The organism is Paenibacillus sp. P32E, from assembly GCF_001909085.1.
Taxonomy (GTDB): Bacteria; Bacillota; Bacilli; order Paenibacillales; family Paenibacillaceae; genus Paenibacillus_AQ; species Paenibacillus_AQ helianthi.
Genome location: NZ_LVYY01000046.1, coordinates 231489 through 245907 on the forward strand (window position 1 = coordinate 231489; position 14419 = coordinate 245907).

The 14419-nt window shown below is 50.0% G+C and carries 10 protein-coding genes and 1 riboswitch; of the genes, 8 read left to right on the plus strand and 2 right to left on the minus strand.

The features are described 5' to 3' along the window. The first annotated feature begins 106 nt into the window (after positions 1-106). Together A3848_RS25690 and mglC are read left to right on the plus strand one after the other, a co-directional pair. Positions 107-1618: a sugar ABC transporter ATP-binding protein gene (locus A3848_RS25690; protein WP_074087689.1), complete on the plus strand. Its 1512-nt coding sequence runs from the start codon at positions 107-109 to the stop codon at positions 1616-1618. Between the two features lie 14 nt (positions 1619-1632). Next, a complete protein-coding gene (gene mglC, locus A3848_RS25695) occupies positions 1633-2640 on the plus strand; it encodes a galactose/methyl galactoside ABC transporter permease MglC (protein ID WP_074087690.1) in 1008 nt (335 codons plus the stop codon). A 330-nt stretch (positions 2641-2970) separates the two neighbouring features. On the opposite strand, the gene A3848_RS25700 is transcribed toward mglC, so the two are convergent. Together A3848_RS25700 and ade are read right to left on the minus strand one after the other, a co-directional pair. Further along, on the minus strand, positions 2971-3786 hold the full coding sequence (locus tag A3848_RS25700; RefSeq protein WP_083612377.1) for a GNAT family protein: 816 nt from the start codon (positions 3784-3786) through the stop codon (positions 2971-2973). Positions 3787-3836: 50 nt separating this feature from the next. Beyond that, positions 3837-5591 carry an adenine deaminase gene (gene ade, locus A3848_RS25705; protein WP_074087691.1) on the minus strand — a complete coding sequence of 585 codons (1755 nt, stop codon included), beginning with the start codon at positions 5589-5591 and terminating at the stop codon, positions 3837-3839. Between the two features lie 56 nt (positions 5592-5647). Further along, positions 5648-5747, minus strand: a riboswitch (purine riboswitch). A 124-nt stretch (positions 5748-5871) separates the two neighbouring features. On the opposite strand from ade, the gene A3848_RS25710 reads away from it, so the two are divergent. The 6 genes from A3848_RS25710 to parE all read left to right on the plus strand — a co-directional run bounded on the left by A3848_RS25710 (position 5872) and on the right by parE (position 14177). Continuing rightward, complete coding sequence (locus tag A3848_RS25710) at positions 5872-7833, plus strand: WG repeat-containing protein (RefSeq protein WP_074087692.1); 1962 nt, start codon at positions 5872-5874, stop codon at positions 7831-7833. 286 nt (positions 7834-8119) lie between these two features. Then, positions 8120-8884 (plus strand): CAP domain-containing protein, encoded by a 765-nt coding sequence (locus tag A3848_RS25715; RefSeq protein ID WP_074087693.1) that lies wholly within the window; start codon positions 8120-8122, stop codon positions 8882-8884. A gap of 324 nt (positions 8885-9208) precedes the next feature. Continuing rightward, a complete protein-coding gene (locus A3848_RS25720; protein WP_074087694.1) occupies positions 9209-10114 on the plus strand; it encodes a GDSL-type esterase/lipase family protein in 906 nt (301 codons plus the stop codon). Positions 10115-10166: 52 nt separating this feature from the next. Continuing rightward, positions 10167-11147, plus strand: a complete 981-nt coding sequence (locus A3848_RS25725; RefSeq protein ID WP_074087695.1) for an ABC transporter ATP-binding protein — start codon at positions 10167-10169, stop codon at positions 11145-11147. Then, complete coding sequence (locus A3848_RS25730; RefSeq protein WP_074087696.1) at positions 11140-12129, plus strand: ABC transporter permease; 990 nt, start codon at positions 11140-11142, stop codon at positions 12127-12129. The genes A3848_RS25725 and A3848_RS25730 overlap by 8 nt, the downstream gene beginning before the upstream one ends. 65 nt (positions 12130-12194) lie before the next feature. Further along, the gene (parE, locus tag A3848_RS25735) at positions 12195-14177 is read left to right on the plus strand and encodes a DNA topoisomerase IV subunit B (protein ID WP_074087697.1); all 1983 of its coding nucleotides are present in this window, start codon (positions 12195-12197) and stop codon (positions 14175-14177) included. Positions 14178-14419: the final 242 nt, after the last annotated feature.

Sequence of the window (14419 nt, forward strand, 5' to 3'; positions counted from 1 at the left end):
CCGGGGAGTGGAAAACTGCTCCCCGGAATTCCTTACGGGTAGGAAGCAGAAGGGAACCGCTGTGCCTCTCATGGAAAAAGAAAAATAGCGTAGGGGGCGTAACAACATGGCAAAAACTGAATTTTTGCTGGAAATGAACAATATTACCAAAGAATTTCCCGGTGTAAAGGCGCTGGACGGCGTCAGCCTGAAGGTTAGGCCGGGTTCGGTCCATGCACTGATGGGTGAAAACGGCGCAGGCAAGTCTACACTCATGAAATGTCTGTTTGGGATCTATTCACCGGATGCCGGTGAGATTTTTCTGGATGGTGAAAAGGCTAATATCACCAACTCCAATGATGCTTTGGGTCACGGAATCTCTATGATACACCAGGAGCTGCATCCTGTGCCGTTCCGCAATGTGATGGAGAATATCTGGCTGGGGCGTTTTCCGACGAAAGGGTTCGGACCGATTCAGTTCATTGACCACAAGAAAATGTTTACTGACACTGAAAACCTTTTCAAGGATCTGGATATCGATCTGAATCCCGAAACCCTGGTAGGCAAACTGTCTGTATCCAAAATCCAATCTATCGAAATCGCGAAAGCCGTCTCTTTTCATTCACGCGTTATTGTAATGGATGAACCTACCTCCTCGCTGACCAGTGTGGAAGTGGAGCATTTGTTCCGGATTATCCGGGATCTGCAAAAAAGAGGCGTGTCCATTATTTATATATCCCATAAAATGGAGGAAATCCTCGAGATTTCTGACGAAGTGACGATCATGCGTGACGGCAAAAAAATCGGTACCTGGCCTTCAGCAGAGCTGACAACAGATCTGATTATTTCCAGAATGGTCGGCCGCGACCTCACGAACCGGTTCCCTGAACGCTCCAACGTTCCCGGTGAGGTTTTCCTGAAAGTGGAAGGGCTTACATCGCCAGAACCGAGATCGTTCAAGGATGTATCCTTTGAGCTCAGACGCGGTGAGATTCTGGGTGTCGGCGGTCTGGTCGGCGCACAGCGTACGGAGGTTATCGAGGCTCTGTTCGGACTTCGTGCAATAAAATCCGGAAGCATTTCCATTGCTGGCAAGAAGGTTAATATTCAGTCGCCGCAGGACGCCAAAAAACACGGGTTGGCACTACTTACCGAGGAACGCCGGGTAACAGGTATTTTCCCGGTGCTGTCCGTTCATGAGAATGGGGCTATTGCCAATCTGGACCGTTACCAGACGCCATATCTGCTGCTTGACGGCAAGAAGAAAAAGGTTGAAGTCGATAAGATGATTGAAAAGCTGCGTACCAAGACACCCACCACGAAAACGCAGATTATGAATTTATCGGGGGGGAATCAGCAAAAGGTGCTGCTCGCCAGATGGCTGCTTACCGAGCCTGAGGTACTGCTGCTGGATGAACCAACCCGCGGGATTGACGTCGGGGCCAAATTCGAAATCTATTCGATCATCGCCGATTTGGCGAAGCAAGGCAAAAGCATCATCATGATCTCTTCGGAAATGCCGGAACTGCTCGGAATGTCCGACCGCGTAATGGTTATGTCTGAAGGCAAGCTGACAGGAATACTAGAAGGCGAGCAGGCTACGGAAACCGAAGTTATGCGTCTCGCTGCACAGCATTAAGGGGGAAACTACTAATGAACGTTAAAAAAGCTCAATCCTTTGTCACTCAAAACGCGATCTATATCGTACTCGTACTGCTGATCATGGGTATTATCATCTATGAGCCAAGCTTTATGTCCATCAATACGCTGCGTGACGTCCTGATTCAATCCTCCACACGTGTAATTATCGCTCTGGGTGTGGCCTTTATTCTGATCACAGCCGGTACGGACTTATCCGCAGGACGTGTTGTAGGGTTCACGGCGGTTATCTCCGCTTCGATGCTGCAAATTCCGGATTATTCTCGCCGGTTCTTCCCTGATCTTCCGCAGGTGCAGGTATGGCTTCCAATCCTAATCGCTATTGTTGCCGGTCTGCTCTGTGGTCTCATTAACGGGATTATCGTCTCCAAGCTAAATGTTCCACCATTCATCGCTACACTTGGTACGATGCTGATTGTATACGGTTTGAACTCTCTGTACTTTGATATGGACCCGAACCAATCGCAGCCGATCGGCGGTCTGCGTCCTGACTTCACCAAAATAGGCTCCGGTTTTATAGGTGAAGGAAAATATTCTATTCCGTACATTGTCATCATAGCCCTTGTAGTCGCCGCCATTGTATGGGTGCTCTTCAACAAAACCAAGCTGGGCAAAAACATGTACGCTATCGGCGGCAACATGCAGGCTGCCAAGGTATCCGGGATCAACGTATCCAAGAACCTGATCTACATCTACGCTATTGCTGGTGCCCTGTACGGTCTGGCTGGTGTGCTTGAGGCTGCCAGAACAGGCGGCGCAACAAACAACTACGGTAACATGTACGAGCTTGATGCCATCGCGGCTTGCGTAGTCGGCGGCGTATCCACTACAGGCGGTATCGGTACGGTGCCGGGCGTTCTCGTCGGTGTAATAATCTTCACCCTGATCAACTACGGTCTAACCTTTATCGGCATCAGCCCTTACTACCAATTGATTATCAAAGGTCTGATCATTATTGCGGCGGTATCGTTTGATATGCGGAAATATTCGTCGAAGAAGTAAGCGAAACAACAACAATAACTACTTAAGGTGATTGGGGCGTGGCTACGGTGAGTGTTTGGGCTTTCGGCCGCTGTTAGATTTGGATTTCCTGATTTAAACCGCTGGTCGCGGTAGAAATCCAAACCTAAAGGCGGACGCATTCGCTCCTACAGCTCCAAACCTCCCCTCCGCCACTTACATCACCTTAGGTAGTTTCCCTCCCCGCTTCGCGAGGGGGAGGGGCAGTATAAAAAGCGTTTGCTGGGTATCCGGCAAACGCTTTTTTTGTAGTGCTGAGGGAGTCTATTGGAACATGATGCCAGTGAGGTGATTAAGGCGTGAAAAGCAGCATCAAGTTCCTTTCTTCACCCAATTAGCTCTGATGTAGCCAATTCTCATTCCTGCTCTTTCCATATTGTTCTGGCTTGTCGAAGTATACGCACATTGACCTACAACTAACTCGCATTTTTGTAATGCTGCTTCGTACATGCGCTTACCTAAAAATGCTGATTGCAGACCCTGTCCTCTAAACTCAGGAAGCGTGGCGGCAAAGGTCAAGGATGCAATCCCGCTATGGATATACATTACCGCAACCCCGGCAGGAATTTCATTTACGAATCCAAGGAAAATACGCCATCCGGAGCGATTGAATAATACTTTATTATTTGCTGCAACGTACTTTGAACCACTTTCCGCTAAACCGCTTCCCAAACAATGTAACTTACCATATAGTTCGAATTCGTCTTCATTTATTTCACGAATGAATATATTGGATGGATAGTCCGGATAAACCTCATTTGGAATACCATACATAGATGTATGGAACGTGTTTTGATAAAAACCTTTACTGGATAAATACTGAAGTAGCTCAGGGCTGGACTTAGAAGGGATAATTTCAAATTGGCAAGGTCTGTCACGTTCATGATAAAAATGAATAATTTCATCCACTTGGTCTATATCATCAAGTGTGATGCCTTTAACGGTATTAAAAGCCCCCCATGGCATTGTTTTAACATATATCGCCGTTGTATTACCAAATTTCTCTATCTCGGCTCCTTCAGGGTTGCCCGCTCGTTCACGTAAGGCTTCTACTCTGGAAACCATATAATCAATTTCTGATTTTTCGATCCGTTCAGCAAGCTCTCTGGTGACAACAGGGAATGGCAAGTTATATTCACTCCTTCCAAATTAATTCTTAATATCTAAGCAAACATGCCCTAGTCTATTACCTCAATCCCGATATGCGAATAAGAGGCGAAGTCGAATAAACCCCGGTCTGTCAGCTTGAGCGCAGGAATGACCGGCAGGGCCAGGAAGGATAAGGTCAGGAAAGGATTGAAGTGATCCGGTGCACCGATCTCACGAAGGGCGGCGTACAGCTGCTTCATCTCGGCATAGACCTGTTCATACCCCTGCTCGGATAAGAGTCCTGCTACCGGAAGCGGCAGGGAGGCGAGAATTTTGTCACCGGATACTACAGTCAGTCCGCCGTTCATAGCTTCGATGTGACGGATGGCGGTGAGCAGCTCCAGATCCGAGACTCCGGCGGCGATGATGTTATGCGAATCATGAGCTACGCTTGCCGCGATGGCACCTTTGGAGAACTGAAAGCCTTTTACGATACCCAGACCGATATTCCCGGTACGGTTGTGTCTTTCCACTACAGCTAATTTGAGCAGATCCTGCTGAACGGAAGGGGCGAAGCAGCCATCTCGAATCTGAACCTGTTCCTTGAGGTGACGGGTTACGATGGAATTCGGAATAATCCCGATAACATAGCAGTTGCCGGACTCTAGAGGGATGGTCAGATCACCGATATCCACATTGGCCAGGCGGCAGCTCTCGGCAATTGAACTTTGAACCTCAGCCGCTGTATTTTCTGTGAAAGCTCCTGTAACAAGCCCGCCATTGTCAACAACACATTCGCCTTGTTTAAAGACCTGTGAGATGGAGAGTGAATTCAGATCATCCAGCAGCACCAGATCCGCCCGGTATCCTGGTCCAATGGCGCCCCTGTCTTGAAGCCCGAAGCATTCCGCTGTGTTCAGCGTTGCCATCTGGATGGCTGTGATGGGATCAAGGCCTCTGCGGATGGCGAGCCGGATGTTATGGTCCACGCTGCCTTCTTCCAGCAGATCATCGATTAATTTATCGTCGGTCACGAAAAGGCAGCGTCTCGCATTCTTTGCAGTGACGGCGGGCAAAAGGGCTTCCAGATCCTTGGCGGCGGTTCCTTCACGGATCATTAGATACAGGCCCAGGTCAAGGCGTTGTTTGGCCTCCTCCGCATGGACACATTCATGATCTGTCCGGATGCCGGCTGCACGGAAGATGTTGAGGTCTTCCCGGGCAATCCCGGCAGCATGCCCGTCGATCCGTTTCCCTTGGTCAAGTGCACCGGCCAGCTTATCCAGCATCCCAGTGTCAGGCCCTGCCAGCGCGGGGAAATCCATTACTTCTGCGAGTCCCAGCACCATGGGGTCGGCATACAGCGGGCTCAGGTCAGCGGCCTCCAGCCGGGCTGCACAGCTCTCGAACTTCGTTGCCGGCACACAAGAGGGGAGCATGACGTAAATATCCACCGGCAGGTCTCTGGAGCGCTCCAGCATGTATTTAATACCCTCTACCCCGGCCACGCTGCCGATTTCGTGCGGATCGGTGACTACTGCTGTCACTCCATGCTGCAACACCACTTTGGCAAATTCCTTGGGAGTCAGCATGGAGCTCTCAATGTGTACATGCCCGTCGATCAGGCCGGGAATAATCCATTTTCCGGAGGCGTCTGCCGTCCGTTTGCCTTCATAGGAGCCGATTCCTGCAATATATCCATCCACAATGGCAATATCGCCCTCCATTAGCTCACCAGTGAATACATTGACTATGGTTCCGCCTTTGATTACAAGGTCCGCCGGGATTTGCTTGCCTGCCACCTGAATACGTCTTGTGAGCAGGGACTTCGTACTGTTACTCATAGGTTTCACTTCCTTATCTGTGTTAAGGTATGCCAAAAATCCTGATCACAAAAAAATGCACACCGGCATTTTTTTGTAATCAGGATTTTACGGTTCCTGGTAGAGACCCCCGGCCCTTATCGCCGAAGTTATACAAAAATGTTATGTCTATAGTATGCGAGGTCGCCATGAATTTCAAGATCACACCACATGTTATATAGAACCCTACCTGCTTAGGCACATAAATCCGCCCCTGCCCATATCCTGTAGGTATAAGGTTATGGTAAAGGGGAGCGAATGGATGCTGAGGATCAAATTGAATGAGCTGGGTAAAGGCTGGGACAACGGCCTCGTCCAGACTGAAGTATGGCGGTGGGACGGAATCGGCTGGAACGAGTGCATTCCCCAGCAGGATGAGGATTTTATCCGGGCAGATGACGAGCTGTTCGTAACGATCCCCGCAATAGAGGGATTGTACCGGGTGGACTATTTCCGTAAACCTCCCGAACCGCAGATTGTACTCCCAGAAGTAGAGGAGAGCGCGCTGAGGGCTGATCTGCTGCACCCTGCGCCTTTCAAGCTGAAAGAGGGCACACTGTGGGGGTACATTAATAATGAAGGCCGGACAGCCATTGAGCCCAGATACGATTATGCCGAGGATTTTCAGCCGAACGGTCTGGCTATAGTGCAGCGTAAAGACAGAAGCGGGCTGATTGACGGCACCGGAAAGGAGAAGGTAAAACCCGTCTATTCCTTTATTGCCCCCTTTTCCGAGGGCCGGGCTGTAGTCTCCGATGCGAAAGGGTATACCCTGATTGATGAAAAAGGCAAAGAGGTCACTTCCGCCCGCGCAGACTATTTGAATTCGCTGCATGAAGGACGGGCGCTTTTTTCCAGACAGAGCACCACAGGTACTTCCCGCTATGGCTACTGGGATGCTCAGGGCAAAGAGGTACTGCCTGCCGTATATGAGGATGCTGGTGATTTTATGGGTGGAACGGCACTCGTCAAAATCAAGGATGGAGAATTTGCACTGATCGATCCGCAGGGAGCAGTATTGCATTCTTATCACTATCCGTTTGTGGGGTATCCGGGGGACGGTCTGCTGGCGTTTCAGGCAGAAGAGAACGGCAAATACGGCTATCTCCGCACGGATGGAACGATTGCAATACAGCCGCAATTTACCGCTGCACTGCCTTTTTCCGGGGGAAGAGCGGTCATCAATACAGCAGCTGATTACGGTAATGCCTACGGGCTGATTGATATGAAGGGACAACAGATCATCCCGGCCACCTATTACGAGGTGCTGCAGCTTGGCGAGGATCGCGTTGCACTCGGAACCCCCCTGGATGCTGCCCGGCCTTACATCGGGTCTCGTTATGTTATCGCAGATGCGGTAACTGGAAGGATCCTCAGCAATCATCCCCTGCTCGGTGTGAACAATTATCAGAATAGCCTGGCGTCCGTATATGATGCCAAAGAGACTTATTTTATCGATAAAAGCGGCCAAAAGGCCGCCCAGCCCCCCGTTATCCCTGGTGCTGGCACTCTGTCCTTCAGCGGCAGTCTGATCCGGGCGGATGTAGATCTGCGCACGTCTTATTATGACCGCAGCGGCAAACAGGTATGGAGACAAAACAGTGTGATTCCGCTTCGGCCGCCATATTCCGTACTGGAGAAAAAATATAAGCCGAACAAAGACTATCTGGTCTATTATCCCGTGGTGGAAGGCATTGCTATTACGGATGTGTCCAGAGGAGTGAACGACAAGCTGCGCAGCCTTTCTCTGGCTGAGGGTGCAGGGACAGGCGGTGCGGCTCAGGATTTCAGCTATACCGGTGATTTTAACGTATCCTTCTTCCGTAAAAATCTCCTGGTCCTGGAGCTGAACGGGTATCGCTTCCCATTCGGAGCAGCACACGGGATGCCGACAAAAATCTATACGCATATCAATCTGCGAAACGGTAAATTTTATAGGCTCGGCGATTTGTTCAAACCGGGCAGTAAATATGTGCAGAAGCTTAGTGATATTGTCGGTAAGCAGATTGCGAATGATCCCCAGTACTCCTATGTATTTCCCAATACCTATAAGGGCATTACCGCAGACCAGCCGTTTTACGTGGATGAAGAGGCACTATATCTGTATTTTGCCCCTTATGAAATTGCGCCGTATGCTGCCGGATTTCCTACGTTCCGTATTCCTTATGCGGAGATTATGGGACTCATCTCAACCGAGGGGGAGTTCTGGCAGTCTTTTCACTAAGAGGAGCTCCCTGTCCCGGTATATAATGTAAGAAAATTTAACAAAATATACGGCTGCCGTTCCAGAAGGAGCGGTGTTGCCGTTTTTTTTCGCGGAATACAAGCCTTATACAGTCTGCCGCTAGACGGGACAAGCGGTCTGAACTCTACTAATCCCCAGAATTTAGAAGCGCACAGCAAATAGATTTGTGTTACAATGACTAAGGAACAAATTACAACTTTGTAATATTTGATTCAGCGACTCTTGGCAGAAGACCACACTACAACAAGAACAAGGAGATGGCAGAATGAAGAGCAAGACTTTAAGAGCAGTGATTGGTGGAAGTGTAGCGGCTGTTATGGCGCTTAGCATCTCTCTTCCATTACAAGCAAATGCAGCATCGGAAACTCAGACGATGACCATAAAGACCACTAACTTTGCACAATTCATGGAATATCTGAAACAATACAGCACAAACGGATTTTCGTTGGACGGTTCCACGGTAACTTTTACGAAGCTTCAGCCTGTTGTTACAAATCCGGCAGCAGCAGCTCCAACAGCTACAGCGAAGCCTGCCGCAACACCAGCGCCTGCGGTTCAGCCCGTAACGCCTGTGGCAACACCAGCACCAACGGCTAAACCCGTAGCAACAGCCAAACCTGTAGCAACAGCTGCGCCAATAGTGGCAGATACGTCCGGAACTGCTGCATTTACCCAGCAGATCGTAACATTGGTCAATAAGGAACGCGCAGCAGCTGGACTTGCGCCTGTAGCAGCACTAGCCAGCCTTAACAAGGTAGCGGCAGCCAAGGCAACAGATATGCGTTCGAACAATTACTTTTCCCACACGTCTCCAACGTATGGATCACCCTTTGACATGATGTCTTCTTTCGGCGTGACTTATCAGTATGCAGGTGAAAATATCGCTATGGGACAAAAAACACCTCAGGAAGTCATGACCGCTTGGATGAACAGCACCGGGCACCGGGCCAACATTCTTAGTGCGAATTTCAATTATATCGGCGTTGGTTTTGACAATAACTACTGGGTACAAGAGTTCATCGGCAAGTAAGCTTCAAAAGCTTCAATCCCTGCAAGGTATAACGGTTCCTCTTTCAATCCCAAGAGAAACCGCAGCTGTATCAGCATTTAACCGTTCTCCGGCGCAGCCGGGGAGCGGTTTTTTTAAGAATATTAGGATTAATATGTATTAAGGTATCAATCATGGTTATATTTCTACGCTGAAACGGGTACCGTCCTTTGAAGGGGGGTATCCGTTTCCGCTTGCATTCAGTATTTGCAAATTGAACATAGAAGAATTATGTTTATCTACATAGTTAAGAAGTTTGTAAAATGTGGAACAATACAGAATAGAACGGCACACGGAGGGATAGCTTTGAACGATTCCAAATGGACCTGGCGCGCAGTCAGCTTGATTTCCATAGCGGCTACAATCATTTTACTCGTCGGGTTTGTGTATGCGGTAAAAGATGTGCTGTACCCAAAAGGAGCAGCCACACTAACTATTCTACCGGAGCAGACCGCTGCTCCAGTCTCTGCTGCCGGAGAAACGATCAGAATAGTGGCATTAGGCGATTCACTGGCCAAAGGAACAGGCGATAATGAAGGCAGCGGGTATGTGAAGCGCACGTTAGACGGCTTGACAGCAAAAGGAAGCAAGACAAGTCTGATCGGCAATATGGGGATCAACGGTCTGACAACAGCAGGTCTGCAGAGCAAGCTGCAGCAGGAAGGCGTGAAATATGCGCTTCGCCAGTCTAACGTGATACTGGTGTCCATAGGCGGGAATGACCTTTTCAGAGGGGCTGACCTTTTGGGAAGCGGCAGTGAAGGCCAGCAGATTGCGGTACCGGATACGGAAGGTCAGAAAGCTGGAAGCATGGAGGAAGGTACAGGTGTAAGTACAGGTGCGGGTATCGCAGAAGGGAATGATAAAATATCTCCTGATTCCCTGCTGGCAGCATTGCCTGAAGCGGCGAAACGGCTTAATACCATTCTCGAACGTATTTCAGAGATTAATCCTGAGGCGCAGATCTACTATCTGGGGCTCTATAATCCATTTGGAGATGTTCCTGAGCTGCTCGTGCCTGGTAATCAAGCGGTAACGGCCTGGAATAACGCAGCGATGGATATTATTAATAAGCATAGCAACATGACGCTTGTTCCCACCTTTGATTTGTTCAACCGGCATCTGGACAAGTATCTGTCGAGCGATCATTTTCACCCGAATGGCAACGGTTACCAGCGGATCAGTGAGCGGGTCATACAGGCATTGCAATAAGCCGGGACAGTTGTCAGCAGGGCAAAAAAATCAACAGAAGGGAGCTGCAAGGATGACATCAAACCCAAGAGACGGCTCCGGTACGGTAGTGCTGTCTGTCGACGGTGTCCGTAAAAAGATAGGGCGCAAATGGATTATTGATGATGTAACCTTTGATGTGCGTGAAGGTGAAATATTTGGTTTTCTCGGTCCGAATGGGGCCGGCAAAACGACGACTATCCGCATGCTGGTAGATTTGATCCGCCCCAGCGAAGGGAAAATCACCGTATGTGGCTACAACGTAAACCGTGAGCCCGAAAAAGCGCTGCAATATGTTGGTTCCATTGTAGAGAATCCAGAGGTCTACACCTATCTGACCGGATGGGAAAATCTGCAGCATTTTGCCCGGATGCAGCCGGGAGTAGGTAAAGACCGTATCGCCGAGGTAGTCGATATTGTCCGGCTGGATCAGAGGATACACGATAAGGTAAGTACGTATTCCCTTGGCATGCGCCAGCGGCTGGGTATTGCCCAGGCACTCCTTGGACGCCCCCGGCTTCTGATTCTGGACGAACCCACGAACGGGCTGGATCCCAAAGGAATCAAGGAACTGCGTGAGTTCATCCGGCGGCTGGCCGATGAAGGTCTTGCCGTATTTGTCTCCAGCCATCTGCTGAGCGAAATTCAGCTGCTCTGCGACCGGGTAGCCATTATCAGCAAAGGTCGGGTGCTCGCCGTGGGCGGAGTCGATGATCTGGTTGCCCAGAGCTCGCCATATGTGCTATGGGAGCTGGATCCGTTAAGCAGAGCAAAGAACCTCCTTGGCGGCCGCCCGGATATTTCAATACTGGAGCTGGATGAAGTGACCCTGGATGATTCCGTTATTGCCGGCATGGGGGCGAATTCCCTGATCACTGTGATGGAAGAGGATTTGATTCCGGAGATTGTAGCCGTACTTGTTACAGATGAGGTGGAAGTCCGGGCCGTGCATAAAATCAACCCTACACTGGAACAGCTATTCTTGAAGTTAACGGAAGGTGAAACTATTGACTAGCCTAATACCGCTGATCCGCAATGAGTGCCTGAAGATTATTAAAAAGAAGCGCTTCTACATTATTCTGCTTATTCTGCTTGTACTTGTGCCTATGTTTACCTATGCACAGATGCGGATTGCCGAGCGCAGCCGGGATAAGTTCAACTCGGACTGGAGGCTGGAGGTTCAGCAGCAAATCACAGATAATCAGAATTCACTCGGCAGTGACCGGATCCCTGAGGAGTGGAAATCTTACCGGAAAATATTTGTCCAGCAGCTGCAATATTATCTGGATCACGATGTGAATCCGAATGAGCCTAGCGGAGTAACCTTCACCCGTGAGTTTCTGGACAATTCGGTATCCTTGTTTATTCCGCTGCTGATTATGGCTGTAGCCTCCGATTTGGTCTCTGGAGAGCGGACCACCGGAACCATCAAAATGCTGCTGACCCGGCCGGTGAAGCGCTGGAAAGTGCTGTTCAGCAAAATGGCGGCGCTGCTGATGTTTGTCTCGCTGATCGTGCTCTCAACTTTTCTGATCAGCTATCTCGTTTCGGGTCTTGCCTTTGGGTATAAAGGATTTAATGTCCCTGTCTTTACGGGGTTTCAGCTGAATGGAGATACAGTGGATATGTCTAGCGTGCATGCGGTGCCGCAATGGAAATATTTGCTGATGCAGGGCGGATTGATCTGGTTCGTGAGTGTAGTTGTTGCGCTCCTGGCTTTTATGGTATCAGTGCTCGTGCGAAGCACAGCCGCGAGTATTGTAGTGATGATGGCGGCACTGATTGCCGGCACCATATTGACAAATATGGCTTCAGCATGGACTACGGCCAAATATTTATTTATGGTCAACCTGGGCTTGACTGGTTATTTATCCGGTTCGCCCGCCCCTATTGAGGGGATGACACTGTCCTTTTCTATGGGGGTGCTGGCCGTTTGGGGAATTCTTTCGGTGATCATTTCATTCGCCGTCTTTACGAAACGGGATATTTTGAATTAGAATGTACAAAGTGAACCAAAACGTTTGTTTGCATTTCGCAGATAGAGAAAGAAGGAGGAGCATGAATGCTCGAACAGATCGATATGTTTGCAAAAGTCTCCAAGAACGGCGATACCGCCCGGACTGGATACGATGCTGACGACATTCAGGTGCTCGAAGGTCTGGTTGCAGTACGCAAACGGCCCGGCATGTATATTGGCAGTACGAGTGCCTCGGGACTGCACCATCTGGTATGGGAAATCGTTGATAACGCCGTAGATGAGCATTTGGCCAAATTTTGCTCGAAAATTGATATTACACTCCGCAAGGACGGTTCGGTGACCGTAATCGACAATGGACGCGGAATTCCGACTGGAATGCACAAGACAGGAGTACCCACACCGCAGGTGGTATTTACGATTCTGCACGCGGGTGGCAAATTCGGAGGCTCAGGCTACAAGAAATCCGGCGGTCTGCACGGCGTGGGAGCTTCAGTAACCAATGCCTTGTCCGAGTGGCTGGAAGTAGAAATATACCGGGATGGCAAGATTCACCGGCAGCGCTTTGAATATTGGGTGGACAAAAGCGGCAAAGAACATGTCGGTGAGCCAGTGACCGGACTTGAGGTTTTGGGGAATACCAATAAGACCGGATCGAAGATCACCTTCAAGCCGGATATTCGTGTCTTTCCAAACGGTATTGCCCTGAACTATGATACGCTGGCGGAACGGGTGCAGGAGATCGCCTTTCTGAACTCCGGGCTGCGCATTAATCTGACGGATGAACGCAGTGGCCGGCAGGATGAATATTTTTATGAAGGCGGGGCCAGCCAGTTCGTACAATTCCTTAACGAGGGCAAGGACGTACTGCATGATGTAATTCATTTCAGCTCGGAAAAAGACGAAATTGAGGTTGAAGTGGCCCTGCAGTACAATGCCGGGTATACCGAAACTATTGCTTCCTTCGTTAACTCGATTCCTACCCGCAGCGGCGGCACGCATGAGACAGGCTTCAAGACAGCCTATACCCGGGTTCTGAATGATTATGCCCGCCGGACACAGCTGCTCAAGGAAAAGGATAAGAACCTCGAGGGTAACGATTTGCGCGAAGGCATGATGGCGGTTATCAGTGTCAAGATGTCCGAGGTGGAGTTCGTCGGCCAGACGAAGGATCAGCTCGGAAGCGCGTCTGCCCGCAGTGCAGTAGATTATATTGTATCCGAGAATATGGCGCGTTTTCTGGAAGAAAATCCGCAGGTGGCACAGAGCCTCCTGAAGAAGTCGATCCAGGCCTCCAAGGCGCGGGAAGCTGCGCGTAAGGCCCGCGATGAAATCCGCAGCGGCAAGAAACGCAGTGAAAGCTCGAACCTTGGCGGCAAGCTGTCGCCTGCACAGTCCAAAGATGTAACACGTACTGAACTGTTCATCGTCGAAGGCGATTCTGCAGGTGGTTCTGCCAAGCAGGGACGGGATTCCAAGATTCAGGCGATCCTGCCGCTGAAGGGCAAACCAATGAACTCGGAGAAGGCCAAGCTGCTGGATGTGCTTAAGAACGACGAATTCAAGGCGATCATTTCCACCATCGGTGCGGGAATCGGACCGGAATTTGCCGTAGAAGACAGCAATTATTCCAAGATTATTATCATGACCGATGCCGATACCGACGGTGCGCATATACAGGTGCTGCTGCTGACCTTTTTCTACCGGTATATGAAGCCGCTCATTGATGCCGGCAAAGTCTTTATCGCCCAGCCGCCGCTGTACAAGCTGACGCGCAAATCGGGCAAGCTTGAGACCGTGCGTTATGCCTGGAGCGACGAGGAGCTGGCGAACTACCTGAAGGAATTCGGCAAGAATTTCGAGCTGCAGCGCTACAAAGGACTTGGTGAAATGAACCCGGATCAGCTCTGGGAGACCACGATGAATCCGGAGTCACGCAATTTGCTCCAGGTGCAGATTGAGGATGCTGCTAAGGCGGAGCGCCGCGTATCCACTCTGATGGGAGACAAGGTCGACCCGCGCAAGCGCTGGATTGTGGAGAACGTCGATTTCACTGAGATTGAGGAATAGCAAGAGCGGCAGGATATCTACGAGGTGCTGCGATTTGCGCGGGATGGGTTATGTATAGCGGTAAGTGACGATTACTTCCGCTGTTTTTATTTTTTGGTGATCCTTTTATGCGAAGCAAAAGGGAACATTCTCTGGTTTTGTCTTTGCCAGGTTCTACAGAGTAAAGCGAAGCTTATGGGGTGGAAAGTAACGGAGGGGAAGTTTGGAACTGGAGGAGCGCTAGCGTCCGCCTTTGTCTGCAG